Genomic DNA, 26,467 nt, shown 5'->3' on the forward strand with positions numbered 1-26,467 from the left:
CGCATTGCCTGATCCGACCTACGGAACGGAGCCCGGCCCGCATCACAGCCCCACCACCCAGGGCTCCCGCCCGCGCTGGCCGTAGGCGAGGCGGAGGTTTTCCTCGGTCAGGGTGTCGGCCACCGTGCCGGCGGCGATCAGGCGGCCGTTCAGCATCAGCACATGGTCGAAGGTGCTGGCCACGGTCTGGAGATCATGGTGCACGCAGATCACCGTGCGGCCCTGGGCGTCCAGATCCTTCAGCACGGCCAGCACAGCCTCCTCCGTGCGGGCATCGACGCCGGCCAGGGGCTCGTCCATGAAATAGAGCTGGGCCTCCTGCGCCAGGGCGCGGGCCAGGAACACGCGCTGCTGCTGGCCGCCGGAAAGCTGGCCGATCTGGCGGTGGGCGAAATCGGCCATGCCGACCCGGTCCAGGGCGGCCATCGCCGCCTCCCGGTGCGCCTTGGACACACGCCGGCACCAGCCGATCATGCCGTAGCGGCCCATCGCCACCACCTCCAGCGCGGAGATGGGGAAATCCCAGTCCACGCTCTCCCGCTGGGGCACATAGCCGATCAGGCGGCGCTGGCGGCTCAGCGGCCTGCCATAGACCTCCACCGTGCCGGACAGCTTGGGCACAAGGCCGAGGCAGGTCTTCAGGAAGGTGGACTTGCCGGCCCCGTTCGGCCCGATCACGGCGATCAGCCCGCCGGCGGGCGCGGCCCAGGTCACGTCGCGCAGCACGGGCTGGCGGTGATAGGCGACGGACAGGTTGCGCACGGCCAGCGGGCTCACCCCCGCATGGCGGGGCGGCAGGAAATCCAGGCTCTTCAGCCGTTGCAGCATGCGTCACCCGTTCCTCAGCCCGCGCGGGCCAGCCGGCCCTGGAAGCCGCCGGCCGGGGCGTCGCCGCCCAAGGCGCGGGCGATGGTCGTCACATTGTGGTCGATCATGCCGACATAGGTGCCCTCATAGGTGCCGGGGGCGCCCATGGCGTCGGAGAACAGGCTTCCGCCGATCACGACCTTGTGCCCGCGGCTGGCCGCCCCCTCGATCAGGGCGCGGACATTGCGGTCGGTCACGCTGGTCTCGACGAACACGGCCGGGATTTTCCGGTCCACCAGCATGGACACGATCTCCTCCACCCGCTGCAGCCCGGCCTCGCTCTCCGTGCTCAGCCCCTGGATTCCCACCACCTCCACCCCATAGGCGCGGCCCAGATAGTTGAAGGCGTCGTGGGCGGTGACCAGAACGCGGGCGGCGTCCGGAACGCTGGACAGCACCTGCCCGGCATAATCGTGCAGCCGCCGTAACTGCGTGCCATAGGCGGCCTCATTGGCCCGGAAACCGTCCACACCATCCGGGTCGAGCTTGGAAAGCGCCTCCACCACCCCGTCCATGGCCTGGGTCCAGAGGGCGACATCCATCCAGACATGGGGATCGTACTGGCCCTCGAACTCCGCCGGGGCCAGCAGCCTGTCCTTGGGCATCCACTCGCTGACGGCATGGACCGGCTTGCCGCTGCCGCCGATGCGCAGCAGGGCGTCGGTCATTTTGCCTTCCAGCAGCAGGCCGTTGTAGAAGACGGCGTCCGCCGCCATCAGCCGGCCGATGTCGCTGCGGGTCAGCTTGTAGGTGTGGGGATCGATCCCCTCCTGCAGCAGGCCCGTGACCTCCGCCCGGCTGGCCGCCACGATCCGCACCATGTCGGCAACCTGGCCGGTGGTGGCGACGATGGCGGGCTTCGCCCAGGCCCTGGCCGGCAATAGCGCGCCTGCGGCCGTCGCGGCGGCCAGCGCCAGCAGGCGGCGGCGCGACAGATCGTGTCCAGTGAAGCGGGGCAGGGTTCGGCTCATCTCGTGTCCAGCGCTTCGGCGGTCGGAACGGGTGCTCCACCCTTTGGATATAAATCGGGAAATCGCCGCCGCAAGCGGGCGTCCCTTCCATGAACACGGCTGAGCCGGATCGGTGCCCTGAATTCCGGCACTTTCCCGGAATCCACCATCACGGCGTGCGCCCGCGCCGGGCCGTCTTCACCACGACGGGATGCTCCATCAGGGCCAGGAAGGGCAGGTCGCTGGGGCGGTTTCCATAGCCGTAGGTCGTGGCGAAGGGGCCGTTCCGTTCCAGATACTCGGTGATGCGCCGGGCCTTCTCCTCCCGCACGCAGTTCCCGCCATGGCACATGCGGCCGGTCAGGATGCCGTCCGCGATCTCCATCTCCGTGGCGATCAGATCGTCCACGGGCAGGTCGCCCAGCAGGTCGGGCATGTACAGCTTCAAGGCCCCGGTCGCCACCACCACCCGGTCGCCCCGGTCGGCATGTCGGCGCAGCGCCTCCAGGATGGTGGGGTTCCAACGTATCCAGGCGCCGAGCTGCTTGGCCGCGGCGCGCGCCTGCTCGACCGGCACGCCTTTCAGGGTGCGCTTCAGCAGGCCGGCCTTGACGGCGGTGCGGCTGTCCTCCCGCCCGCTGCGCACGGCGCGGTCCCACACGCTTGCGCGCACGGCGCGCAGCAGGGCGGTGCGGGCGCGGGTGCGGCCGGCCACCAGCTCCAGGAAGGGCAGCAGGCTGTCCCCCTGGACCAGGGTTCCGTCGAAATCGAAGATGGCAAGGCCGGGCGCGTCGTGGCCCGGCCGGGGATCGGCGCTGGTCATGGCTACGCAACAGACCGGGTCACGACATGATCCTCACAGCCGCACGCGGCGGCGAAGGGCGACGCCGGCCCACGCGCCGACGATCACGGCCAGCGGCGTCATCCACTCCCCATGGGCGAAGGGACCGTTGTTCCAGGGGCCATCGGCGAAGTCCAGCAGCCGGGCCAGCGCCCCGCCCAGGGACAACAGGGTCAGCACGCCCATGAACACCCGGCTGGCGGTGGATTCGTCGCCCGACAGCCGCAGCCGCAGCCGCTTCAGCGTCAGCCGAAGCCCGGCATGGGCCAGGAAGGAGGAGGCCGCGCTGAGCAGCAGGGGAACCAGCACCAGCGCCACCGGATCGGGCAGTTCGCCGCCGCTGGGCACCAGGCCCAGATGCGCCACCAGTCCCAGCTTCAACATGAACAGCCATACCACGCCATAGAAGATGGCGTAGATCAGAACGCCGTTGGCGAGATGGCTCATCGCACGGTGGAACTGGACTGCGCGGTCGAACAGCTCTGCCTCCTTGGCCGTGGCGGACGGAAGGCCCGCGCAGCCGGCATATGGGGGAATACCCCTACGAGGGCCATGAAATACTGTCCGCGCTTTCCTCTCAAGCCCTTTCCAGGTATTGCCTGCCCGGAAACCGGACCTGCGGAAAGAAGAGGGTGGCCGTCATGGCGCGCGAAAAGATCATCATCGACACCGATCCCGGCCAGGACGATGCCGTCGCCATGCTGCTGGCCCTGGCCAGCCCCGAGGAGTTCGAGGTGCTGGGCATCACCGCCGTAGCCGGCAACGCGCCGCTGCACATGACGGAGGTGAACGCCCGCAAGATCTGCGAGCTGGCCGGCCGCCCGGACATCAAGGTCTTCGCCGGCTGCGACCGCCCCATGTTCCGCGAGCTGCACACCGCACCCGAGGTGCACGGCCCCACCGGTCTGAACGGGCCGGACCTGCCGGAACCGACAATGCCCTTGCAGCCGCAGCATGCGGTGGACTGGATCGTGGAAACGGTGATGGCGCACGAGCCCGGCACGGTCACGCTGGTCCCCGTCGGCCCGCTGACCAACATCGCCCGCGCCCTGATGAAGGAGCCGCGGCTGGCCGCCCGGGTGAAGCAGATCGTCATCATGGGCGGCGCCCAGACGGAAGGCGGCAACTCCACCCCGGTGGCGGAGTTCAACATCTATGTGGACCCGCACGCGGCCGACATCGTGATGCGGTCGGGGGCGGAGATCGTGATGTTCCCGCTGGACGTCACCCACCAGGTGCTGACCGCCCAGCGCTACATGGACCGGCTGGAAGCGGTGGGCACGCCCGTGGCCAAGGCCACGATCCAGATGCTGGATTATTACCGCCAGTACGACCAGAAGAAGTACGGCACCGATGGCGGTCCCCTGCACGACCCCTGCACCATCGCCTGGCTGCTGAAGCCGGACCTCTTCACCGGCAAGAAGGTGAATGTGGAGATCGAGGTGCAGAGCCCGCTCACCATCGGCCAGACCGTGGTGGACCACTTCGCCAAGACCGGCCGCCCCAAGAACGCCGTCTACATGACCAAGGCCGACGAGGCCGGCTTCTGGGACCTGCTGATCGAGCGTCTGGCGCGCCTGTAAGGATTGCCAGCGATCACGCTAATGCGTAGGTCGGTCACGCAGAGCGTGGCCGACGGCCTTCGCCTGTGTTCCGGGCCATTCGACTCTGTCCTTCCCGTGGGAAGGGGCGGTTCAGGGTATGGGCAAGGGTGAATAGGATGAATGGGATGGCGCGCCGGACCGGCGGAGCCGATCCTGGATCACCTTCACGCACCGGCGGATGAGGTGTTCTCCCTCATCCTATCCATCCCATTCATCCTTGCCTGATTCCAGACCGCCTGCCGGAACTGGCGCGGACAGGGTCGAATGGATGGGCCGGTGACATCTCGAAAGATGAAAATGATGAAGAGGATGAAAACGATGGTGCGGGGCTATTCGGCTTCCGCCTCAGCTCCTGCCCGGTCTTGATCACTGCCTGCGGCGCGCCCGGTCCATCATCTTCATCCTTCCCATCCTTTTCATCATTCAAGCTGTCACCAGCCCCGACGCCGAAGCGGCGATAGTCCTGTCGGCCACGCTCCGCGTGACCGACCTACTCCGGACTCGTAGGTCGCAAGGAGGCCGGATTGCGACGTTGGCGCCGGGCAATCGCCGGAACCGTCGCAATCCGCTGCGCTCCTTGCGACCTACGGCGGCATCAGCCCACCTTGACCGTGACGCGGCCGCGGACCTGACCGGCCAGAATTTCGCTGGCAAGGCGCGGCACGTCCTCCAGCGTGGCGGTCTGGGTGATGGCGGCGAGCTTGCCATGGTCCAGGTCGCGGGCCAAACGGGTCCAGGCTTCGCGGCGCTTGGCCTGCGGGGCCATGACGCTGTCGATTCCGGCCAGGGTCACGCCGCGCAGGATGAAGGGGGCCACGCTGGCCGGAAGGTCCATGCCCTGCGCCAGACCGCAGGCCGCGACGACGCCGCCATAGCGGGTCTGGGCCAGGGCGTTGGCCAGCGTGTGGCTGCCGACGCTGTCGACAGCGCCGGCCCAGCGCTCCTTCGCCAGCGGCTTGCCGGGGCCGGACAGCTCGCTGCGGTCGATGATGTCGGCGGCGCCCAGGCTCTTCAGGTAATCCGCCTCCTGCGGGCGGCCGGTGGAGGCCAGGACCCGGTAGCCGAGGCCGGCCAGCAGGGCCACCGCCACGCTGCCGACACCGCCGGCCGCCCCGGTCACCAGGATGTCGCCGGCGCCGGGCTTCAGCCCGTGCTGCTCCAGCGCCATGACGCACAGCATGGCGGTATAGCCGGCGGTGCCGATGGCCATGGCCTGCTGCGACGTCATGCCGTCGGGCAGCGGCACCAGCCAGTCGCCCTTGACCCGCGCCTTGCCGCCATAGCCGCCCCAATGCGTCTCACCCACGCCCCAGCCGTTCAGGATGACGTTGTCGCCCGCCTTCCAGTCGGGATGGGTGGAGCTTTCGACCCGGCCGGCGAAGTCGATGCCGGGGACCATCGGCCAGCGGCGCACCACCGGGGCCTTGCCGGTCACGGCCAGCCCGTCCTTGTAGTTCACCGTGGACCATTCCACCGCGACGGTGACGTCCCCCTCCATCAGGTCCGAGTCGGACAGCTCCACGATCTCGGCGGTCTGTCCGCCTTCCTCGCGCTTGGACACCAGCAGAGCCTTGAACTGGGACATGGTTTCCTCTCCTTGGTTCTCGTTGGGGCGCATGATCGGGCAAAGCGCCGTTTATGAACAGCCCGTGGTGCGGCGCAAACGGGTGGCGGATGCCTCACCCGGCAGGGGGCGGACGCACCGGCGGCAGCGTGTTACAGAGGTCGGAGGCGTTCTGCGGCTCCACGAACCAGCCGTCACGGCGGTTGCGCCGCGCTTCCACATAATCGGCCCAGGCCGGCGTGCTGGTCTTCAGCACCTGGAATTTCGGCCGCTCCGCCTCCGGCAGGTCGACGGCGAGCTTGACCGTGGCGATGGGCGTCCGCTGCTCCGCCGTCTCATAGAAGCCGAGCGGGCCGGTGCCGCGGGGCAGGGCGGAGAGATGCTCCATCCCCTGCACCACCCGGCCGGCCACGGTGATGTTGCGGTCCAGATGCCGCGGCGCATGGCCGATCACGGCGTAGAGGCCGGCGCCGCTGCCCGATTCCGGCCCGTCGCGGGACACGCCCACCATGCCGTAGCAATGGGCCAGCCATGCCTCCCCCGTCTTCGGGTCTCGGGCGGCAGGGAAACCGTCCACGAATCCGACCTCCGGCGCATAGGCGTCGGGGCCGGGAATGGCAGCGAAGGGAAGGGCCGCGGCGTCCTTGACGAGGAATTCGGGCGGCAGGGCGGATTCGGCGGTGCGGATCGGCCGCGCGTCCGGCTCCCCCTCCTTCGGGTCGCCCCACTGGGTGACATAGTTGTCCTGGACCCTGACGATGGCAAGCCCGTCGAAATAGCCCTCCCGCGCCAGAGCGCGAATGTTCCGTGCATGCAGCGGGGCGAAGGCGGGCGCCAGCTCGATCACCACCCGGCCGGACGGCAGCTCCATCACCAACGTGTTCTCCGGCTCCAGCCCGCGCCAGTCGGCCCCGGTGGTGGTGGCGAGCACGCTGGAAACGGTCTTCGGAGCCTCCTCCGCATGGGCGGCGAGGGGCAGCAGAGTGGCGAGCAGGGCGGGGGCGAGGCGGCGCATCGGCAGGTCCATCAAGGGGCGGATCACGCCACTCTGGCAAAGCCCGCGGCACAGGGCAATTCATCTGCCAATGGAATCAATCCTTTCGCACCGCCGAAAAAGAGGTTGGCTTTTGCGCGGGGAGGGTGGATTCGGGGCGTCGGAAGGACTATCTCTGACCCGACCGCACCTTGGCCTCCTGGGACGCCTGTCAGCGCATGCGGGAAACCTGTCTCCCGTCAAGCCTCGCGCGCCGTAGGAAGCTGATACCGCGGCACTGCATATTGAAGGCACCCGGCCCTTGACGTAAAACCTCACCCGTTTTCAAGCCGGCCCAACCCGTTAAGCCCGACCGCATGGATGGGCAAACCCCAGCGGAACCCCAGATGGCCCCTCTCGACTTCGCCCCCTCCGAGCAGACATCCTTCCTTTTCGGCGCCAACGCCACCTTCATCGCGGAACTCTACGCGCGCTACCAGCAGGACCCGAACAGCGTGGACCTGAGCTGGCAGGGCTTCTTCGCCCAGCTCGGCGACGATGCGCGGGAAATCCTGGCGGAACTCCAGGGTGCGTCCTGGTCCAGGTCCGCCGCCGCGGTGATCGGCGCGCCGGACCCCGATGCCGCTCCGCCGGCGAAGGACAAGAAGGGCGGCAAGGAAGCTGCCCCCGCCGCAGTCGCCGGCGGCCTCACGGCCGAGCAGGTGCGCCAGGCGACCCTGGACAGCATCCGCGCCCTGATGATGATCCGCGCCTACCGTGTCCGCGGCCATCTCCAGGCCAAGCTGGACCCGCTGGGGCTGGAGAAGCGGGCGGAACATCCGGAGCTGGACTACCGCTCCTACGGCTTCACCGACGCCGACCTGGATCGCCCGATCTTCATCAACAATGTGCTGGGGATGGAGACGGCCACGCTGCGCCAGATCGTGGAGGCGGTGCAGAAGACCTACTGCGGCCATATCGGCGTGGAGTTCATGCACATCCAGGACCCGGAGCAGAAGGCCTGGATCCAGGAGCGAATCGAAGGCATCCGCAACCAGACGGACTTCACCCAGAACGGCAAGAAGGCCATCCTGCAGCGCATCACCGCGGCGGAGGGCTTCGAGAAGTTCCTGCAGTTGAAGTACACCGGCACCAAGCGCTTCGGGCTTGAGGGCGGCGAGGTTCTGGTCCCCGCCATCGAGCAGGTGATGAAGCGTGGCGGCCAAATGGGCCTGAAGGAGATCGTGTTGGGCATGGCCCACCGCGGCCGCCTGAACGTGCTGACCAATGTGATGGGCAAGCCCTTCAAGGCCGTCTTCTCCGAGTTCCAGGGCAATGCCGCCCATCCGGAGGATGTGCAGGGCTCCGGCGACGTGAAGTACCATCTCGGCACCTCGTCCGACCGGGATTTCGACGGCAACGTCATCCACCTGTCGCTGTCGCCGAACCCGTCGCACCTGGAAGCCGTGAACCCGGTGGTCTGCGGCCGTGTGCGCGCCAAGCAGTGCCAGCGCGGCGGCCAGACCCCGCCGACGGATGAGAGCCGCCAGGAAGTGCTGGGCGTGCTGCTGCATGGCGACGCCGCCTTCGCCGGCCAGGGGCTGGTGCCGGAGACGCTGCTGCTTTCCGAACTGAAGGGCTACCGCACCGGCGGCATCATCCACTTCATCATCAACAACCAGATCGGCTTCACCACCGCCCCGCAGTACAGCCGCTCCGGCCCGTACCCGACGGAAGTGGCAAAGTCCATCCAGGCGCCGATCTTCCACGTCAATGGCGACGATCCGGAGGCGGTGGTCCACGTCTCCCGGATCGCCATCGAGTTCCGGCAGAAGTTCCTGAAGGATGTGGTGGTGGACATCGTCTGCTACCGCCGCCAGGGTCACAACGAGGGCGACGAGCCCGGCTTCACCCAGCCGTTGATGTACAAGGCCATCCGCAACCAGCCGACCACCCGCGACGTCTATGCCCGGCAGTTGATCGGCGAGGGCGTCGTGACGGCCGAGGAGGCGGACGCCATGGCCGCCGAATTCCATCAGGCGCTGGAGAAGGAGTTCGAGGTCGCCCCCTCCTACAAGCCCAACAAGGCCGACTGGCTGGAAGGCAAGTGGCAGGGGCTGAAGACGGCCACCCCGGACGACCGCCGCGGCGTCACCTCCGTGCCGGAGGACGTGCTGAAGGAGGTCGGGGAGGCCATTTCCCGCGTGCCGGACGGCGTGAAGGTCAATTCCAAGATCACCCGCCAGCTCAAGGCCAAGCAGGAGATGTTCGCCACCGGCCAGGGCATCGACTGGGCCACGGCCGAGGCGCTGGCCTTCGGCACCCTGCTGGTGGAGGGCGTCACCGTCCGCCTGTCCGGCCAGGATGTCGGCCGCGGCACCTTCTCCCAGCGCCACTCCGTCCTGATCGACCAGGAGACGGAGGAGAAGTACATCCCGCTGAACTATATCCGCCCGAACCAGGCCACCTACGACGTCCATGACAGCCCGCTGTCGGAAGCCGGCGTGCTGGGCTTCGAGTACGGCTACTCCCTGGCCGAGCCGCATGCGCTGGTGATCTGGGAGGCGCAGTTCGGCGACTTCGCCAACGGCGCGCAGGTGATCATCGACCAGTTCATCAGCTCCGGCGAGTCCAAGTGGCTGCGCATGTCGGGTCTGGTGATGCTGCTGCCCCACGGCTATGAGGGCCAGGGTCCGGAGCACTCCTCCGCCCGCATGGAGCGGTTCCTGCAGATGTCGGGCGATGACAACTGGCAGATCGTGAACTGCACCACCCCGGCCAACTATTTCCACGCCCTGCGCCGGCAGGTCCGCCGCGACTTCCGCAAGCCGCTGGTGGTGTTCACGCCGAAGTCGCTGCTGCGCCACAAGGCCTGCGTCTCCAACCTGGACATGTTCACCAACGGCCAGACCTTCCACCGCGTCCTCTACGAGGATGGCGTGGACATGCTGCCGAACGAGCAGGTCCGCCGCGTCGTGCTCTGCTCCGGCAAGGTCTATTACGACCTCGCGGCGGAGCGGGACAGCCGGGGCCAGAAGGATGTCGCCATCCTGCGGCTGGAGCAGCTCTATCCGTTCCCGTCCAGCGCGCTCATCCAGGAGCTGGCCAAGTACCCCAACGCCGACGTGGTCTGGTGCCAGGAGGAGCCCGAGAACATGGGCGCCTGGAACTTCGTCGACCGCCGGATCGAGGGCGTGCTGAGCGAGATCGGCCACAAGGCCGGCCGGCCGAAATATGCCGGGCGCGCCGCCTCCGCCTCGCCGGCCACCGGCCTGCTGAAGCGGCACAACCAGGAGCAGGCGAAGCTGCTGGACGACGCGCTCAGCATCTGACGCCGGTACAAGAATCAAAGCCTCATAAGCGAAACGAAGCCCTATAACGAGACGAAGGCCCGATCCCATGGCGACGGAAATCAAGGTCCCAACGCTCGGCGAGTCGGTGACGGAAGCCACCGTCGCCCGCTGGATGAAGAAGGTCGGCGAAGCGGTCCAGGCCGATGAGCCGCTGCTCGAGCTGGAGACCGACAAGGTCACGCTGGAAGTGAACTCGCCCGCCGCCGGCACCCTGGCCGAAATCACGGCAGAGGAAGGCTCCAATGTCGGCGTCGATGCCGTGCTGGGCCTGATCTCCGAGGGCGCCGCGGCCCCCGCGCCGAAGCCTGCCGCCCCGGCCCCGCAGCCGGCCGCGGCCCCGGCTCCCCAGCCCGCTCCGGCCGCCGCCGCCCCCACCCCAGGTGCGGGCGTGATGCCGGCCGCCCGCAAGATGGCGGCCGATGCCGGGGTCGACGCCGGGTCCATCGCCGGCACTGGCAAGGACGGCCGCGTCACCAAGGGCGACGTGATCCAGCATCTGGAGACCCCGCGCCGCGCCGCCGCGCCGGTCCCGGCCGCGAGGCCGGCCCAGCCCTCCGGCCCGCGCCCGCGCGCCGACCAGGAGGAGCGGGTCCGCATGACCCGCCTGCGCCAGCGCATCGCCGAGCGCCTGAAGGAAGCCCAGAACACTGCGGCCATGCTGACCACCTTCAACGAGGTGGACATGACCAACGTGATGGCGCTGCGCAACGGCCTGAAGGACCAGTTCGAGAAGAAGCACGGCGTGAAGCTGGGCTTCATGTCCTTCTTCGTGAAGGCCTGCATCACGGCCCTGAAGGAGCTGCCGGCGGTCAATGCGGAGATCGACGGCACCGATCTGGTCTACAAGAACTACTATGACATCGGCGTCGCCGTCGGCACGCCGCAGGGCCTGGTGGTTCCGGTGGTGCGCGACGCCGACAAGCTGAGCTTCGCCGGGGTGGAGCAGACCATCGGCAATCTCGGCAAGAAGGCCCGCGACGGCAAGCTCTCCATGGAAGAGCTGTCGGGCGGCACCTTCACCATCTCCAACGGCGGCGTCTACGGCTCGCTGATGTCCACGCCGATCCTGAACCCGCCGCAGTCGGGCATCCTCGGCATGCACAAGACGATGGAGCGGCCGGTCGCCATCAACGGCAAGGTCGAGATCCGTCCGATGATGTATCTCGCCCTCTCCTACGACCACCGCATCATCGACGGCCGCGAGGCCGTGACCTTCCTGGTGCGCGTGAAGGAGTGCATCGAGAACCCCGAGCGCATGCTGCTTGAGGTGTGATCCGGGGGCCGATCCGGCCCTGACGCGAGCGCCCCCGCCGGGAAACCGGCGGGGGCGTTTCCGTTTCCGGGGAGTTGCGGCCGCGCATGGAACCGGGCCGGCCATGGGGCGTTCCGGCACTGCGTCCCGGCAGATGCCGTGCGGCGGAAACCTCGATCCCAAGGACAGGCCCCATGCATGAACTCACCCCGGAGGGGCAGCAGGCCGTCGCGGGCATCGCCCAGCGGCACGGGATCAGCACGGATGCGGTCCTGACGCTGCTCCGGGCGCTGATGGCCGGGCATGGCACGATGGCCCAGTTCAGCCATCCCGAGCTGGGCGGCATGGGGCAGTGGTCGCAGGGCGGCATGACCATGGTGGGCGACATGTTCAACCATGGCCTCAAGGCCAGGGTGGACGCGATCTGCACCGAACTGTCGGGCCTGCTCCGCGCCCAGCCCTCCCTGATGGCGGCCGCACCCATGCAATCGCAGCAGCAATCCTCGGGCTTGGCCGGCGTCAGCCTGTTCGTGCCCGGGGGCGCATCCTCCTTCTCCGGGAACTGGTGGCCGGAGGAGTTGGGCCAGCCCTCCTCCGCCGGGTCCCAGAACGATCTCCGCTACGCGGTCTTCCCGGCGGCGCGGCGCTTGGCGGTGGAGATCGGCGGGCGTGTGACGCTGTACGACACCGGCGACCACCTGATCGGCGGCGTGTCCCAGCAGCAGGGCGGCGACCAGTCCCTGACCTTCACCAGCCAGTACGGGCTCGTGCGCCTGGACAGCCTGCCCCAAGTGGGGGCGGGCGGACAGGCATCGCCGGCGGAGATGTCCGCCGAGGCTCCTGCATGGACGGTTCCGCCCGCAGCCCCGCCGCCCGAAGCCGCCCCCATCCGCCCCACACCCGCCCCGGCTTCCGATGACGTGCTGGGAACGCTGGAGCGCCTTGCCGAGCTGCATCGCAAGGGCGTGCTGACGGAGGAGGAGTTCACGGCGAAGAAGGCGGAACTGCTGAGCCGCCTTTGAGCCGCGCGCAGGACGTAGGTCGCAAGGAGCGCAGCGGATTGCGACGTCTCCCCCGCCCTGCCATGTCGCAATCCGGCCTCCTTGCGACCTACGAGTCCGAAGTAGGTCGGTCACGCGGAGCGTGGCCGACAGGGAAGCTCACCGCGCTTCGGCGTCGGGGTCCGCGACATCATGAATGATGAAAAGGATTGGAAGGATGAAGATGATGGACCGGGAGCGCCGCAGGCAGTTCTAAAGACCGGGCAGGAGCTGAGGCGGAAGCCGAATAGCCCCGCACCATCGTTTTCATCCTCTTCATCATTTTCATCTTTCGAGATATCACCGGCCCATCCATTCGACCCTGTCCGCGCCAGTTCCGGCAGGCGGTCTGGAATCAGGCAAGGATGAATGGGATGGATAGGATGAGGGAGAACACCTCATCCGCCGGTGCGTGAAGGTGATCCAGGATCGGCTCCGCCGGTCCGGCGCGCCATCCCATTCATCCTTGCCTAAACCCGAGACCAACTCTCTCCACCGGGAGGGCAGAGCCTGATATTCGGGATGAACGCTGACCCCGCTGCCCGTGGTCGATGAAACGACCTTCGACTACACCCGGTACCCGATTCTTACCGCCCCCCAGTGGCGGCCGCGGATGGTGATGGGGGCGGAGACGTCCTTCATCAGGGTGTACTGTCCCCCGCCCATGTCGCGACGGTAGGCTTGCAGCAGGAAGGGGCGGGTGTTGCGGCCCGCGGCAAGCCCGACGCGGTCGTTGAAGATGCGGCGGTTGCGGCAGTTGGCCGTGTTCCAGGCTGTGTCCCCCGGCCGCTGGGGCTGGCTGAACTTCCGGTTATGGGTGGGCAGATAGCCGTTGCGGTCCAGTGCGGCGCAGAACACCACCCGGTCGGACAGCGTCAGAACCGGCTCCTGGATGTCGGGCAGGACGCGGTCGGTCAGCTCGGTGAAGCGGGTCAGGTGCTGCACCGGGCAGGTGCCGGAAACCGGCTGGTAATTCTCGTCGAACAGGTCGGCGACGGTCAGCCTGCCGTCCGCCACCGCCTGCTCGAAGGCCGCGGTGGCCTTGGCCGCCGCATCCTGGACGGCCCGGATATAAGGCGTGTCCACCGTCTCCACATCCAGCTCCGCCGTGTGGCCGATCAGCCGCTCGCTGGACGCAAGGAGGCCGTTCAGACGGTCGCGGGCTTGGTTCAGGCTGGAGCTGGACTGGCTGACTCCGGCGGCAAGCCCGATGATCCGGCTCTCCACCTGGGTGATGCTGGTCCCGACCTCCTCCGCGGCGCTGCCGATACGGTCGCGCTCCCGGCCCATTTCCCCCATGGCTCCGGCCACCACCTGCATCACCTCTCCGATGCGGTGGGTGCCTTCGCGCACCGTGCCGGCTTTGGCGACGCCGGCCGCGCTGCGCTGGGCCAGTTCGCGGGTCTGCTCCGTCAGCAGGCGCAGCGTGGCATCGATCTCCTGCGTCGCCTCCGCCGTCTTGCCGGCCAGGCTCTTTACCTCCGTCGCGACCACGGCGAAGCCGCGGCCGGCGGCCCCGGCCCGCGCCGCCTCGATGGTGGCGTTCAGGGCCAGCAGGTTGGTCTGCTTGGCGATGGCGTTGATCTCATGCGCCACCTTGCCGACGCGGGCCAGGGCGTCCTGCAGCCCGGCCAGCTTCTGCTCGATCCCGGTCACATCCTCCGCCAGGGCGCGGATGGTCTGAATGGCCTCATCCACCCTTACGCGGCTGTCCGCGATCTCCCCCTCCACGCGGGTGGAGACGGCACGGGAGGCGGCCAGCGCCTCGGCGATTCGGGCATTGCCGCGGGTCATGCCGTGGGCATCGGCCTGCAACTCCCGGAAGATGCCGGCCTGATCCCCCAGCCGGCCGCTCACATCCTCCACATGGCCGGCCACATCCGCGATGGCGACGCCGAGGTCCCCGACCTCCTTGGCCAGTTCGGCGACCGCGGAGCCGCGCAGTGAAGTTCTGCCTGCATCGACTGTAAACACACTTCCGTGTGCGGCATCCGGCATCCTGGTTCCTCCCCCTTCGGCGCTCGATTTTGCAGGAGAGCGCATTTTCGTTAAGGACGTTCTAAATAAGGTGGCCCCCTAATTATCGGATGCGAAGACCTACTTTTGGTTAGGCCTGCCGGCCAAACGGGGGAGGGAGCTGCCGCATGCCGGGGAAGAAGGGATGCCTTGTTTGTCCGGGTGTTGCGGTGCGTGCGTTGCCTTGCGATAAGGATGCGGGCTATCCGGCCCCCCAATCGGCACCACAACAAGAAGCGGTTTCCCATGGCTGACTCACCTTTCGACCTCGTCGTCATCGGCAGCGGCCCCGGCGGCTATGTTGCAGCGGTGCGGGCGGCACAGCTCGGCATGAAGACGGCGTGCGTGGAGATGCGGGACACGCTGGGGGGCACCTGCCTCAATGTCGGCTGCATCCCTTCCAAGGCGCTGCTGACCGCCAGCGAGAAGTATCATGAGGCGGCGCACAGCCTGGCCGGCTTCGGCGTGAAGGTGAGCGGGGTCGAACTCGACTTCCCCACGCTGATGAAGCACAAGGACGATGTGGTGAAGTCCAACGTCACCGGCGTGGAGTTCCTGTTCAAGAAGAACAAGATCACCCGCTTCCACGGCCGCGGCAGCATCGAGGCGCCGGGCCGGGTGAAGGTGACCAAGGCCGACGGCAGCGCCGAGACCATCGAGACCAGGAACATCCTGATCGCCACCGGCTCCGACGTGCTGCCGCTGCCGGGCGTGGAGATCGACGAGAAGCGCATCGTCAGCTCCACCGGCGCCATTGCGCTGGACAAGGTGCCGGGCAAGCTGGTCGTGATCGGCGGCGGCTATATCGGGCTGGAGATGGGCTGCGTCTGGTCCCGCCTGGGTGCTGAGGTGCTGGTCGTGGAGTATCTGGACCGCGTCCTGCCCGGCATGGACGGCGAGGTCTCCAAGCAGATGCAGCGCATCCTGGGCAAGCAGGGGCTGAGCTTCAAGCTGTCCACCAAGGTCACCGGAGCCGTGGTGGAGGGCGAGAAGGTCCGCCTGACGGTGGAGCCGGCCAAGGGCGGCGATGCCGAAACCATCGAGGCCGACGTGGTGCTGGTCGCCATCGGCCGCCGCCCCTACACCGAGGGGCTGGGGCTGGAGGCCGCCGGCGTCGAGCTGGATGAGCGCAAGCGGGTCAAGACCGACGACCATTTCCGCACCAACGTGCCCGGCATCTGGGCCATCGGCGACGTGATCGCCGGCCCGATGCTGGCCCACAAGGCGGAGGAAGAGGGCGTCGTCTGCGCCGAGATCATGGCCGGCCAGTCGGGGCACATCAACTACGACGCCATCCCCGGCGTGGTCTACACCTGGCCCGAAGTGGCCCAGGTCGGCCGCACGGAGGAGCAGTTGAAGGCCGAGGGCGTCGCCTACAAGGTCGGCAAGTTCCCCTTCACCGCCAATGGCCGCGCCCGCGCCATGCAGGCCACCGAGGGCTTCGTGAAAATCCTGGCGGATGCCAAGACCGACAAGATCCTGGGCGCCCACATCATCGGCGCGAATGCCGGCGACATGATTGAAGAACTGGGGCTGGCGCTGGAGTTCGGCGCGTCGGCCGAGGATGTGGCCCGTACCAGCCACGCCCACCCGACCCTGACCGAGGCGATCAAGGAAGCCTGCCTAGCCGTGGATGGCCGCCCCATCCACATGTGATCTCTCCGCCCGCGCGGACCTGGACCCGGCCGGCCTGCCCCATGCAGGCCGGCCGTTTCCTTTACCTCCGGGTCTATGCCTTATGATATAAAAGCAGCAGCTGTGCCGAATTGCGACCCGGATAGATTGATCCAATTTTCTTAGTATTCTGACATCCGAAAATTCGTATAGTAGTGCGATGGCTTATGGAGCCCCCGTCCATGAGCCGTCGAGCTATTCATCTCGAGCCTCGGTGGGGCAGGGCTCGAAGCGGGGGTGTTGATCGCAGGGCGGGGATGAACCGAGGCAACGCACCGAAGCGGGATTGGGTCAGGGTCAAGCCGGGGGAGCGCACTGCCGCGGTCCCGGAAAAGCCCGACTATGACGATCAGAAGCTCCTGACCCTGCTCCAATCGGCGAAGCGGGAGGTGCAGGGGCTGCGCCTGATCCATCTGCACATGTCGCTGCTGAAGGACAAGTCCAACCTGGACGCCATGTCCATCAAGCGCGCCATGCAGGAGACTGCGGACCAGTCCGCCTATCTCCAGGTTTTCAGCCTGTCCAACGATGACGTCATCGTTCTGTACAAGGGCATCAAATTCTCACTGATTTCCGAGGTCTGCTCGAAGATCGAGAAGCTGATGCTGTCGCGCACCCAGATGATGAAGCGGAATCCCTATGGGGAGGACAGCCTCTATTCCATCATGGAGCTGTCGCTCAACTTCGTGAACGTCATCCGTTTCATCGAGGGGCTGAACAAGGACGGCATCGGCGAGGGGGAGCAGCAGAAGACCAAGCCGCCGATCACGCTGGAGGAGCTGGGCAAGATCGAGCGCGCGGTCCAGATGTTCGACCTCTCGCCCTTCATGCTGAACCAGCCCGTGGTCAACATCCAGAACGGCGAGCAGAACGAATACGAGTATTTCGAGCTCTATATCGCCGTGAAGGCGCTGGAGGAGCGGCTGTCGCCGGACTACGACATCACAGCCAACAAGTGGCTGTTCAGCCACTTCAGCGCCAATCTGGACAACTCCGTCCTGAAGGCGCTGAACTACGGCGTGGATTTCCTGCGCGGCCGCCGCATCGGGCTGAACCTGAACCTCTCCACCATCCTGTCCGCCAACTTCATCAAATTCGATGAGCGGCTGACCACCGACCTGCGCGGCAATGTGGTGCTGGAGATCAACAAGGCCGACCTTGTCGAGAATATCGGCATGTACAAGGAGGTGGTGGATTTCGCCGCCGCCCGCGGCTACCAGATCTCCATCGACGGGCTGAACGACTTCTGGGTCACGCACATGGACCTGGAATACATGGCCGCCGACTATGCCAAGATCATCTGGTCCGACGATCTGGAGCAGATGTCGCCGGACGAGTACGAATCGTTCCGGGAAAAAATCCAGGCTCAGAACAATTGCCGCTTCATCCTGGCGCGCTGCGGCACTGTCTCCGGCCTGATGTTCGCGGAAAGGGTGGGAATTTCCCTCGTCCAGGGCCGGATCGTGGACAACATCCTGCGCAAGGGCGTGCTGATCCGCGACGCCATCAAGACCGCGCGCGTGATGAACGAGGATTGACTACCATAATATGTGGTTCTCTTAACCTCTTCGGGGGTAGCATAGTGGGTAGGGTTCCCGAACCCTTTCCCCGCCTCCAAGGAGATAGGCGTCGCGCATGACGGCGATGACCGTGCCAACCACATCCGGAACGCCGGCCTCCACGGCACCTTCCGGCGGAGCGTCCGGCAACACGCATTTCGTCTTCACCGGCAAGGTCTTCGCTCTGCCGGGCGCGTACTTCAGCACCGCCCGGGACACGGGCGAACCCGTCCTGAACGTCGATCTGGGCGATGTCTGGGGCAAGATCGCTTTCCGCGCGCTCCGCGAATCCTTCGATATCGCGGAGGGAAGCGATGATGCCAAGCTGCTGGGCGTGGTCGAGAAAGGCCTGAAATATGTGAAGGAGATCCGGCCGGGCGACAGTATTCCGCGGGAACTGCTGGACGGCACCGCCTCCTGGCGGGTGGAGGATCACCATCTCGAACTCGCCAAGGGAAGGCTGACCCTCCAGCTCGTCTCCTGGATCACGGGCAAGGAGGTAGCGATTTCCGAGCGCTACCAGCTTGAGCAGATCATGGAGGACCCGACCACCAAGCAGCGGACGCAGGAGGCTTTCTCCAAGCTGGCCCGTCAGTTCGGCCTGCCGGACGATCGTCGGCAGGAAGTGGTGGAGAAGGTGGACGCGCTGGCCCGCGAGCTGAGCTACATCGAAGCGCTGCGCGAGCGCTACGGGCAGATCCAGAAGATCATGGTCAAGATCAACCAGGCCAAGCGCGCCTTCAAAGGGGAGAACCATCTGCAGGCCGACATCACCCGGATGCAGGCCCTGGCCAAGACGCCCATCGGGGCATTCGACGACGTCTTCATGCAGGTGGACGGCCAGACGGCCGAGGTCATGGCCATGCTGAAGACCTATGATGCCTCCATCGCCTTCATCCGGCGCATGCGTGACGAGCTGCATATCCGCCTGATGCTGTGGGATGAGCTGATTCAGGCATGGTCCGAGCGTGAAGTGGACAAAGGCGCTGAGACTGAAATGCTGCTGAAGCGGACCTACCAGTTCCTGGCTCAGCACTTCCTGGTAGCCCAGGTCTGGACCCGTAGCGCATAAGCCGGCGTAGGTCGCAAGGAGCGCAGCGGATTGCGACGGCTCCTGCCGTTTGGCGGGTACCAACGTCGCAATCCGGCCTTCGGCCTCCTTGCGACCTACGGATCGATATCCGGAGTAGGTCGGTCACGCGGAGCGTGGCCGACAGGACTGTCCGCGCTTCGGCGTCGGGGTTCGAGACATCATGAATGATGAAAAGGATGGAAAGGATTAAAATGATGGACCGGGCGCGCCGCAGGCCGTGATCAAGACCGGGCAGGAGCTGCGGCGGAAGCCGAATGGCACCGCACCATCATTTTCATCCTCTTCATCATTTTCATCTTTCGAGATGTCACCGGCCCATCCATTCGACCCTGTCCGCGCCAGTTCCGGCAGGCAATCGGTTATAAGGCAAGGATGAATGGGATGAATAGGATGAGGGAGAGCACCTCATCCGCCGGTGTGGGCTGGTGATCCAGGGCTGGCTCCGCCGGTCCGGCGTGCCATCCCATTCATCCCATCCATCCTTGCCCATACCCCGAACCAGCCCTCTCCACGGGGAGGGCGGCGTCGAATGGCCTGCCGGATGAGCGATTATCGTCGGCCACGCTGTGCGTGACCGACCTACGGCTCGACTCCAGCCGGAAGGGGCGTGCAGGGGTGATTACCTTCCCTCGCGCCGCCAGGCGGCCAGGGTCAGGCCGATGGCCAGCAGCAGCACCAGGGCCGCAGGCAGCAGAGGCACCTGGTTCACGCCGCTGACGACGTAATCGCCATTAGCCCGCAGGCCCAGCCAGCCACGGCCCTCGGCGTCGCGGCCGGGGGCCGTGCGGTGCACCGCCGGGATGGCGCTGCTGCCGCCGTCATAATCGGCCAGCCAGAAGGCTCCGCCGCCCGTCGCCTCGGCCACCGGGGCCAGGGGCTCCGGGCTGGTGCGCATGTCGGCCAGCTCCTTGGGGTTGACGGCCCCCACCACGGCCAGAGCGGTGCGTTCCCCGTCGGTGATGCGCCAGATGCCGGGCTCGGTCGCCAGGATGGTGCCCGTGGCGGTACCGTTGCCATGTTCCTCCAGCACCAGTTCCGTCGTTTCCCCGCTGGGGGAGGTGATCTGGACGGGGCGCGGGTCGGGCTCCAGCGAGCGGCGCTCCACCGTGATGCGGTTGCCCTCGACCGGGGCGCGGAGGTCGTTCTCCTCCAGCTCCGGCTCCTTCATCAGCCAGTGGGCCAGCCGGCGCAGCAGTTCCGCCTGCGGGCCGCCGCCCTCGAAGCCGCGGGACCAGAGCCAGATATGATCGCTGGTGAGCTGGGCCACGCGCCCCTCGCCGACCCGGTCCAGGATCAGCAGCGGCCGGCCGTCGGCCCCGCTCATGACCACCGAGCCGCTGGTGGGCACCACATCCATCTGGCGGAACCAGCGTCCCCACTTGCCTTCCACCGGGGCGGCGTCGTCCGTGGGCTGCTCCCCTGCGGGCAGCGGGGCCAAGCCGGCCGTGACCGGGTGGCGCTGGCCCAGCCCCGTCACGGCGGGGGTGAAGGGGGTCTCCACAATATCGCCCGTGGGCTCGCCCGGCAGCACCGTGCCCAGCGGGGTGCGGTAGAGCGACAGCGGGGTGGAGAAGGTCGGGCCGCTCGCCTCCAGGAACGCGCCGCCGCGCTGCACATATTCAGCGATGTTGGCCAGGTACATGTTGGGCAGCACGCCGCGCCGGCGGTAGCGGTCGAAGATGATGAGGTCGAACTCGTCCAGCTTCATCTCGAACAGCTCGCGGATCGGGAAGGCGATCAGCGATAGCTCCCGGATCGGCGTGCCGTCCTGCTTCTCCGGCGGGCGCAGGATGGTGAAGTGGACCAGATCCACGGACGGATCGGCCTTCAGCAGGTTGCGCCAGGTCCGCTCCCCCGCATGGGGCTCGCCGGACACCAGCAGCACGCGCAGCCGGTCGCGGACGCCATTCACCACGATGGCGGCGCGGTTGTTTGCCAGGGTCAACTCGCCCGGCCCCTCATCCACCTCCAGCTCGATGACGTTCTGGCCGCCATGCTCGACCTGGAAGGTCAGCGGCACCTCCATCCCCACCGGCACGCGGAAGGGGCGGGCAGGGCGGTTGTCCTGGGACACGTTCAGGGTGGCGATGCCGCCCTGGTTGTTGCCGGGCAGATCGTCCACCCGCACCGTCACCGTGACCTCCCGGTCCACGATGCCGAAGCTGGGGGCCTGGAGCACGGCCAGCCGGCGGTCGGCCTCCTTGCGCTCCCCGCTCAGCAGCGCATGGACGGGGCCGAAGCCTTCCAGCGTGGGCAGCGCCTCCTCCACATCATGCACCTGACCGTCCGTGACCAGCACGGCCCCGGCGATGCGGCGGCGGGGCACGTCGGCCACGGCGCGGGTCATGGCTTCCAGAAGGCGCGTCTCCTCGATGGCCCCGCCCTCCGGTCCCGCGGCGTCGGCCGTGCGGGCGATGCGCACCTCCAGATCCTCGTGCCGGGCCAGCTCCTCCTGCAAGGCGGCCACGGCGCGCTCGGTGCGCTCCCGCCGGTCGCCCACATTCTGGCTGGGCGACTGGTCCACGACGATGACGGCCACGTCCTTGATGGGCTGCCGCTCCTCCTGCACCAGCGACGGGTTCAGCAGGGCCAGCACAAGCACGGACACGGCCAGCGTGCGCCAGCCCGCCCCGCGCGCCCGCCGCCAGACGGCGATCCCGATGCCGATGGCGGCGATGGCGGCCAGGGCCAGGACGACCCAGACTGGAACAAGCGGGTCCAGGGCGATGGAGGTGCCGGTGATCATTGCCCCAGCCTTTCAAGAATGGCCGGCACATGCACCTGGTCGGCCTTGTAGTTGCCGGTCAGGGCGTACATGACCAGATTGATGCCGAAGCGGTAGGCCATCTCCCGCTGCCGTTCCGGACCCGGAACGACCGCGTTCATGGGCCGCCCCTGATCGTTCACGGCCCAGGCGCCGGCCCAATCGTTGCTGCCGACGATGACGGGGGAGACGCCGTCGTTCGTCCGCCCCTCCGTCGCCTCCACCCAGACATCGCCGCCGGCATAGCGGCCGGGGAAATCCTGGAGAAGGTAGAAGGCCTTGGTCAGCACATGCTCCGGCGGAACCGGGGCAAGCGGGGGAACGTCGATGCCGGACAGCATCTCCTCCAGGAACGGCCCTCCGGGGCCGCCGCTGCCGAAGGCCTGATCGCGGGTGTCGACCAGCAGCATGCCGCCATTGCGCAGATACTCGTTCAACCGGGCCTTCGCGGCTTCGGACGGCGAGGCCTGCCCCGGCGTCACCGGCCAGTAGATCATGGGATAGAAGGCCAGCTCGTCCGTCTCCAGATCGACCGGCATGGCCCCGGCAATCTCCACCGCCGTGCGCCGCTCCAGCTCATGGCCCAGCCCGGTCAGCCCGGCGCTGCTGGTCTGGTCCACACTGCCGTCCCCGGTGCGCACGAAGGCCAGCCAGTTCTCCGAGGTGGCGGCAATGGCCCGCTCCTCCGGCGACATGGTGTCCGGATCGGGCGGCGGGGCGAAGCTGCGGGCGCCGAAGGTCCAGTCCTGTGCCGAGACCTCGGGCGGCACGGCCAGACCGGCGGCGGTGATAACCGCCAGCACCGCAGCCCCCCGCCGGGCGAAGCGGCCGAGCGCGCTTTTGCCGATCCGCCCCGGACGGCCCAGCAGGCCGCGCAGGCCCAGTCCGATGAACAGGTCGATGACAGCCAACGCCAGCGCCGCGGCCAGCAGCCAGGGCTTCAGATCCACCTCGCCGCGGGCGCCGTACAGCCCCTGTGCCAATCCATTGATCTCCGCTTGCAGGGGCCGCAGTTCAGGTACCGCCGGGGACAGGTTCAGGGCCTGCCGCGCCTCCGCCGTACCGTAGAAGCCGGGCGGGTGGCGCGGTCCGACCACCTCTGCCGGCTGCTCCATGGCCTGCCGGGCGGAGACGGGGAAGGCGGTGGCCGGCGGCGGGGCCAGCCGGCCCAGCCCGTCCAGCAGCTCCAGCGGGGGCAGCGTGCCGGCCGCACCCTCGGCGGCGACGCCGGAGGACAGGGCCACCATCCTTTGCAGCATCTCCACGAACAGGCCGGAGATGGCGAGGTTGGACCAGTCCGGGCTGGCGGTGGTGTGGACCAGCACGATCCAGCCGGCCCCGCGCTTCTCCGCCGTCACCAGCGGGGTTCCGTCGGCCAGACGGGCCCAGGTGCGGGATTGCAGCTCCACCGACGGTTCGGCCAGCACCTGCCGGCTCACCGTCACGTCGGGCGGGATGCGCAAGCCCTGGAACGGGCTCTCCTCCGCGAAGGGGGCCAGACGGGCGGGCTCGCTCCAGCTCAGGGCGCCGCCCAGGGCGCGGTCGCCGGCGCGCAGGCGCACCGGCACCAGCTCGTCGGCATTCTGGGCGAGCCGCGGCCCGGCGAAGCGGACCAGCAGGCCGCCATTCTCCACCCACTCGGTCAGCCCTTCCGCCTCCGGCCCGGTCAGGGAGCCGACATCGGCCAGGATCAGCACGGCCAGTTCGCGGGCCATCAGGTCGGCCGTGGTGCCCTGGCGCACCTCGGCGAAGGGGGCGAGGGCGCGGTTCAGGTAATAGATCTCGGACAGCAGCGGCTGGTTCTCGCCTTCCGGCCGGCCGGAGACAAGGCCCACGGGGCGGCGACGCCAGCGCTCATCCAGCAGGATGGTGGCCCCGGCGGTGGTCTGGGCGTCTAGCCGCACGGCCGTCACCTCGTTGCGCAGCTCGGTCGGCAGCTCCAGCCGGACCTCGGTGCGGGTCTGGCCGGGCTCAAACGCCGCCTCGCCGGTCGCCAGCAGCCGGCCATCCTCGCCGGTGGCGCGCAGGGTGACGGGTTGCGGCAGGCCGCCGAAGCTGCGCTCCACCGGCACCGTCAACCCTTGCGGGTCGCCGGCGGGCGGGCGCAGCAGCAGGGCCGGACGCTCCGCCCCGTCGCCCACCACCTCCAGCCCGCCCATGCGGCGTAGCCGGTCGACCAGCGCCGGCGTGCCTTCGCCGGCCAACCCTTCGGCCAGCCAGACCGTGTAGGGCGTGCCGTCCGGCTGGAAGGCCTCGAGCGCCTTCAGCGCCGCCGCATGGTCGGAGGACCAGGGCACGGGCGCCAGGGCCTGCGCCTCCCGGCGCGCATCCGCGGCCACCATTGGGCCGACCAGCCGCGGCACCCCGTCCCCGGCGCCGGGGGCCGTGGCCAGCATCACCACGTCCCGGTCCGACCGCTCGGCCTGGTCGATGAGCCGCTCCATGGTTTCCTGCCGGGACGGCCAGTCGCGGCCGGCGGCCCAGCCATTGTCCACGACCAGCAGCAGCGGCCCGCCGTCGGGCAGCACCGCATCGGGGTTCAGCAGCGGCCGGGCCAGCGCCAGGATGATCAGCGCCGCCAGCAGCATGCGCAGGATCAGCAGCCAGAGCGGGGTCCGGGCCGGCGTCTCCTCCCGGTTGGTAAGGTCGCGCAGCAGCCGGATGGCGGGAAAGTCGATGGTGCGGGGGGCCGGCGGGGTCACCCGCAGCAGCAGCCAGACCACCGGCAGGACCGCCAGCGCTGCAAGCAGCCAGGGGGCCGCGAAGGCCAGGGGGCCGAGGCTCAACATCTAGACGGCCTCCATCGCCAATGCGCCCCAAAGGGCCAGCAGGGCCGTCTGCGCCGGCTTGTCGGTCAGGTGCAGGGTGTAGCTCCAGCCCGTGGCGCGGGCCAGATCGGACAGGCCGGCTTTCTGGGCGGCCAGTCGCTCCAGATAGGCGGCGCGGATGCCCTCCACGCGGGGCACCAGCAACTCCTCCTCGCCTTCCAGCCCCTTGAACTCGACCCGGCCTTCGAAGGGCAGCGTCTCCTCCGCCGGGTCCAGCACCTGGACCAGATGGCCGCGCAGCCCGCGCCCGGCCAGGGCGGAGACGACGCGGCGGGTCTCCTCGATCGGAGACAGCAGGTCGCCGATCAGCACCACCTGGGCATGGCGGGGCAGGGGCTCCGGCGTGGGCAGACCGTCGCCGTCGGGCGCACCGGCCTTGCCGGCCAGATGCAGGGCGAGGCGCGGGGTGATGCTGCGGGCGGCACTGGGGGCGATGCCGCTGCCCAGGATGGCCGTGCGCTCCCCCCCGCGGACCAGCAGCACGGCGGCGGCCAGCAGCAGCAGGTCGGCGCGTTCCCGCTTGGTGGGAAGGCTCTTGTGGCTGCGCCAGTCCATGCTGGGGGAGCCGTCGCGCCACAGCCAGACGGTCTGCGCCGCCTCCCACTCCGTCTCGCGGACGAAGACGTGGCGGTTCTTGGCCGATTGCCGCCAGTCGATGGACTGGGCGCTGTCGCCCTCCATGTAGCGGCGGAACTGCCAGAAGGTCTCGCCGGTGCCGACCCGGCGGCGGCCGTGGACGCCCTGGGACACGGTGGCGGCGACCCGCTCGGCCGCGACCAGAAGCGGCGGCAGGCGCAGGGCCAGATCCTCCGCCCGGTGCTGGGTGCGGATCACGTCCGCGGTATCGGGGGCGGTGCGGGAATTGGTGGCGGCCATTCCGTTGTCCAAATCGGACGGCCCGTGTCCGGGCCGCCTACATCACATCAAGGGCCGGCACAGCCGGTCGATCACGTCGTCCAGCGTGACGCCGTCGGCGCGGGCGGAGAAATTAAGCGCCATGCGGTGGCGCAGCACCGGCTTGGCGAGGTCCAGCACATCGTCCAGCGACGGGGCCAGCCGGCCATCCAGCAGGGCGCGGGCGCGGGCGGCGAGCATCAGCGACTGGCTGGCGCGGGGGCCGGGACCCCAGGCCACATGCCGCCGCACCTCCTCGATCGGACTTTCCTCCGGCCGGGCGTTGCGCACGAGGTCCAGGATGCCGTCCACCACGCTGTCGCCCACCGGGATACGGCGGACCAGCGCCTGCGCGGTCATCAGCTCCTGCGGGGTGAGCACGGCCGAGGCGCGGGCGGTGTCGGCGCCGGTGGTGGCGATCATCATGCGGCGTTCCGCATCACGGTCGGGATAGAGCACGTCCACCTGCAGCAGGAAGCGGTCGAGCTGCGCCTCGGGCAGGGGATAGGTGCCCTCCTGCTCTAGCGGGTTCTGGGTGGCGAGCACATGGAAGGGGCGGGGCAGGGGATGGTAATGGCCGGCGACGCTGACCCGCCCCTCCTGCATCGCCTGCAACAGGGCGGACTGGGTGCGCGGGCTGGCGCGGTTGATCTCGTCCGCCATCAGGAGCTGGCTGAACACCGGGCCGGGGATGAAGCGGAAGGCGCGGCGGCCCTGCTCCCCCTCCTCCAGCACTTCGGAACCCAGGATGTCGGCCGGCATCAGGTCGGGCGTGCACTGAATGCGCTTCTCATCCAGGCCCAGCACCGTGCCCAGCGTTTCCACCAGCCGGGTCTTGGCAAGGCCGGGCACGCCGATCAGCAGCAGGTGGCCGCCGGCCAGCAGGGTCACCAGCGACAGGTCGATGGCGGTCTGCTGGCCATAGATCACCCGGCCGATCATCTCCCGCACGGTGGCAAGCCGTTCGCCGAGCTGCTCCACTTCCGCCACCAGGGCCTTGGCGTCGGGGCCTTGCGGGTCGGGGGCGCCGCGGGAAAGGTCGAACGTGCTCACATCCAGATTCCTTCTGTCCCAGGCCGACCCGGCCTCCTGGAAGGCGCCGCGGTCAGCAAGTCCGGTCCGGTTCCCGAACCAAGACCGCCAGACTATGTTAACTTCATGGCCCTGTGCGGTGCCATTCAGGGGTGACTCCCCT

At 68.2% G+C, this 26,467-nt stretch carries 18 protein-coding genes; 7 read left to right on the forward strand and 11 right to left on the reverse strand.

Features of this window, described 5'->3' with window-relative positions:
- Positions 1-42 precede the first annotated feature (42 nt).
- From DOL89_RS16035 to DOL89_RS16050, 4 genes are all read right to left on the reverse strand, one after another.
- Positions 43-828 (reverse strand): metal ABC transporter ATP-binding protein, encoded by a 786-nt coding sequence (locus DOL89_RS16035; RefSeq protein ID WP_119680057.1) that lies wholly within the window; start codon positions 826-828, stop codon positions 43-45.
- A 14-nt stretch (positions 829-842) separates the two neighbouring features.
- The gene (locus DOL89_RS16040) at positions 843-1,838 is read right to left on the reverse strand and encodes a metal ABC transporter solute-binding protein, Zn/Mn family (RefSeq protein ID WP_119680058.1); all 996 of its coding nucleotides are present in this window, start codon (positions 1,836-1,838) and stop codon (positions 843-845) included.
- A 148-nt stretch (positions 1,839-1,986) separates the two neighbouring features.
- Positions 1,987-2,640 (reverse strand): HAD family hydrolase, encoded by a 654-nt coding sequence (locus DOL89_RS16045; RefSeq protein WP_119680059.1) that lies wholly within the window; start codon positions 2,638-2,640, stop codon positions 1,987-1,989.
- Positions 2,641-2,673: 33 nt separating this feature from the next.
- Positions 2,674-3,105: a hypothetical protein gene (locus DOL89_RS16050; protein WP_119680060.1), complete on the reverse strand. Its 432-nt coding sequence runs from the start codon at positions 3,103-3,105 to the stop codon at positions 2,674-2,676.
- A 194-nt stretch (positions 3,106-3,299) separates the two neighbouring features.
- On the opposite strand from DOL89_RS16050, the gene DOL89_RS16055 reads away from it, so the two are divergent.
- On the forward strand, positions 3,300-4,241 hold the full coding sequence (locus DOL89_RS16055) for a nucleoside hydrolase (protein ID WP_119680061.1): 942 nt from the start codon (positions 3,300-3,302) through the stop codon (positions 4,239-4,241).
- A 616-nt stretch (positions 4,242-4,857) separates the two neighbouring features.
- On the opposite strand, the gene acuI is transcribed toward DOL89_RS16055, so the two are convergent.
- Complete coding sequence (gene acuI / locus DOL89_RS16060) at positions 4,858-5,847, reverse strand: acrylyl-CoA reductase (NADPH) (protein WP_119680062.1); 990 nt, start codon at positions 5,845-5,847, stop codon at positions 4,858-4,860.
- Positions 5,848-5,941: 94 nt separating this feature from the next.
- Complete coding sequence (locus tag DOL89_RS16065; RefSeq protein ID WP_225889826.1) at positions 5,942-6,868, reverse strand: peptidylprolyl isomerase; 927 nt, start codon at positions 6,866-6,868, stop codon at positions 5,942-5,944.
- Positions 6,869-7,206: 338 nt separating this feature from the next.
- Here DOL89_RS16065 and DOL89_RS16070 point away from each other — a divergent pair, with 338 nt between their 5' ends.
- The 3 genes from DOL89_RS16070 (at position 7,207) to DOL89_RS16080 (ending at position 12,426) form a co-directional block, all read left to right on the forward strand.
- Entirely contained in the window at positions 7,207-10,131 is a 2,925-nt protein-coding gene (locus DOL89_RS16070; RefSeq protein WP_119680064.1) for a 2-oxoglutarate dehydrogenase E1 component, read from the forward strand.
- 67 nt (positions 10,132-10,198) lie between these two features.
- Positions 10,199-11,425 (forward strand): 2-oxoglutarate dehydrogenase complex dihydrolipoyllysine-residue succinyltransferase, encoded by a 1,227-nt coding sequence (gene odhB, locus DOL89_RS16075; protein ID WP_119680065.1) that lies wholly within the window; start codon positions 10,199-10,201, stop codon positions 11,423-11,425.
- Between the two features lie 173 nt (positions 11,426-11,598).
- The gene (locus tag DOL89_RS16080) at positions 11,599-12,426 is read left to right on the forward strand and encodes an SHOCT domain-containing protein (protein WP_119680066.1); all 828 of its coding nucleotides are present in this window, start codon (positions 11,599-11,601) and stop codon (positions 12,424-12,426) included.
- Between the two features lie 585 nt (positions 12,427-13,011).
- Here DOL89_RS16080 and DOL89_RS16085 read toward each other — a convergent pair.
- A complete protein-coding gene (locus DOL89_RS16085; RefSeq protein ID WP_119680067.1) occupies positions 13,012-14,442 on the reverse strand; it encodes a methyl-accepting chemotaxis protein in 1,431 nt (476 codons plus the stop codon).
- 264 nt (positions 14,443-14,706) lie between these two features.
- Between DOL89_RS16085 and lpdA the strand changes: the two genes are divergently transcribed.
- From lpdA to DOL89_RS16100, 3 genes are all read left to right on the forward strand, one after another.
- A complete protein-coding gene (gene lpdA, locus DOL89_RS16090) occupies positions 14,707-16,116 on the forward strand; it encodes a dihydrolipoyl dehydrogenase (protein WP_119680068.1) in 1,410 nt (469 codons plus the stop codon).
- Between the two features lie 275 nt (positions 16,117-16,391).
- Positions 16,392-17,672 (forward strand): hypothetical protein, encoded by a 1,281-nt coding sequence (locus tag DOL89_RS16095; protein ID WP_119680069.1) that lies wholly within the window; start codon positions 16,392-16,394, stop codon positions 17,670-17,672.
- 97 nt (positions 17,673-17,769) lie between these two features.
- Complete coding sequence (locus DOL89_RS16100; protein ID WP_119680070.1) at positions 17,770-18,765, forward strand: hypothetical protein; 996 nt, start codon at positions 17,770-17,772, stop codon at positions 18,763-18,765.
- Positions 18,766-19,405: 640 nt separating this feature from the next.
- Here the strand turns inward: DOL89_RS16100 and DOL89_RS16105 are convergent.
- Genes DOL89_RS16105 through DOL89_RS16120 form a run of 4 tightly spaced genes read right to left on the reverse strand, consistent with a single transcriptional unit; the run spans position 19,406 to position 26,214 of the window.
- Entirely contained in the window at positions 19,406-21,532 is a 2,127-nt protein-coding gene (locus DOL89_RS16105) for a hypothetical protein (RefSeq protein ID WP_119680071.1), read from the reverse strand.
- A complete protein-coding gene (locus DOL89_RS16110; protein ID WP_119680072.1) occupies positions 21,529-24,339 on the reverse strand; it encodes a DUF4159 domain-containing protein in 2,811 nt (936 codons plus the stop codon). The genes DOL89_RS16105 and DOL89_RS16110 overlap by 4 nt, the downstream gene beginning before the upstream one ends.
- Positions 24,340-25,254 carry a DUF58 domain-containing protein gene (locus DOL89_RS16115; RefSeq protein ID WP_119680073.1) on the reverse strand — a complete coding sequence of 305 codons (915 nt, stop codon included), beginning with the start codon at positions 25,252-25,254 and terminating at the stop codon, positions 24,340-24,342.
- A gap of 42 nt (positions 25,255-25,296) precedes the next feature.
- Positions 25,297-26,214: an AAA family ATPase gene (locus DOL89_RS16120; protein ID WP_449768890.1), complete on the reverse strand. Its 918-nt coding sequence runs from the start codon at positions 26,212-26,214 to the stop codon at positions 25,297-25,299.
- Positions 26,215-26,467 lie beyond the last annotated feature (253 nt).

Origin of the sequence: Indioceanicola profundi (genome assembly GCF_003568845.1) — a bacterium.
GTDB lineage: Bacteria > Pseudomonadota > Alphaproteobacteria > Azospirillales > Azospirillaceae > Indioceanicola > Indioceanicola profundi.

Excerpts from the sequence above, each read along its gene's own strand:
- DOL89_RS16035 (WP_119680057.1), bottom strand. The coding sequence starts at position 828 with ATGCTGCAACGGCTGAAGAGCCTGGATTTCCTGCCGCCCCGCCATGCG.
- DOL89_RS16040 (WP_119680058.1), bottom strand. The coding sequence starts at position 1,838 with ATGAGCCGAACCCTGCCCCGCTTCACTGGACACGATCTGTCGCGCCGC.
- DOL89_RS16045 (WP_119680059.1), bottom strand. The coding sequence starts at position 2,640 with ATGACCAGCGCCGATCCCCGGCCGGGCCACGACGCGCCCGGCCTTGCC.
- DOL89_RS16050 (WP_119680060.1), bottom strand. The coding sequence starts at position 3,105 with ATGAGCCATCTCGCCAACGGCGTTCTGATCTACGCCATCTTCTATGGC.
- DOL89_RS16055 (WP_119680061.1), top strand. The coding sequence starts at position 3,300 with ATGGCGCGCGAAAAGATCATCATCGACACCGATCCCGGCCAGGACGAT.
- acuI (WP_119680062.1), bottom strand. The coding sequence starts at position 5,847 with ATGTCCCAGTTCAAGGCTCTGCTGGTGTCCAAGCGCGAGGAAGGCGGA.
- DOL89_RS16070 (WP_119680064.1), top strand. The coding sequence starts at position 7,207 with ATGGCCCCTCTCGACTTCGCCCCCTCCGAGCAGACATCCTTCCTTTTC.
- odhB (WP_119680065.1), top strand. The coding sequence starts at position 10,199 with ATGGCGACGGAAATCAAGGTCCCAACGCTCGGCGAGTCGGTGACGGAA.
- DOL89_RS16080 (WP_119680066.1), top strand. The coding sequence starts at position 11,599 with ATGCATGAACTCACCCCGGAGGGGCAGCAGGCCGTCGCGGGCATCGCC.
- DOL89_RS16085 (WP_119680067.1), bottom strand. The coding sequence starts at position 14,442 with ATGCCGGATGCCGCACACGGAAGTGTGTTTACAGTCGATGCAGGCAGA.
- lpdA (WP_119680068.1), top strand. The coding sequence starts at position 14,707 with ATGGCTGACTCACCTTTCGACCTCGTCGTCATCGGCAGCGGCCCCGGC.
- DOL89_RS16095 (WP_119680069.1), top strand. The coding sequence starts at position 16,392 with ATGAACCGAGGCAACGCACCGAAGCGGGATTGGGTCAGGGTCAAGCCG.
- DOL89_RS16100 (WP_119680070.1), top strand. The coding sequence starts at position 17,770 with ATGACGGCGATGACCGTGCCAACCACATCCGGAACGCCGGCCTCCACG.
- DOL89_RS16105 (WP_119680071.1), bottom strand. The coding sequence starts at position 21,532 with ATGATCACCGGCACCTCCATCGCCCTGGACCCGCTTGTTCCAGTCTGG.
- DOL89_RS16110 (WP_119680072.1), bottom strand. The coding sequence starts at position 24,339 with ATGTTGAGCCTCGGCCCCCTGGCCTTCGCGGCCCCCTGGCTGCTTGCA.
- DOL89_RS16115 (WP_119680073.1), bottom strand. The coding sequence starts at position 25,254 with ATGGCCGCCACCAATTCCCGCACCGCCCCCGATACCGCGGACGTGATC.
- DOL89_RS16120 (WP_449768890.1), bottom strand. The coding sequence starts at position 26,214 with ATGATCGGCCGGGTGATCTATGGCCAGCAGACCGCCATCGACCTGTCG.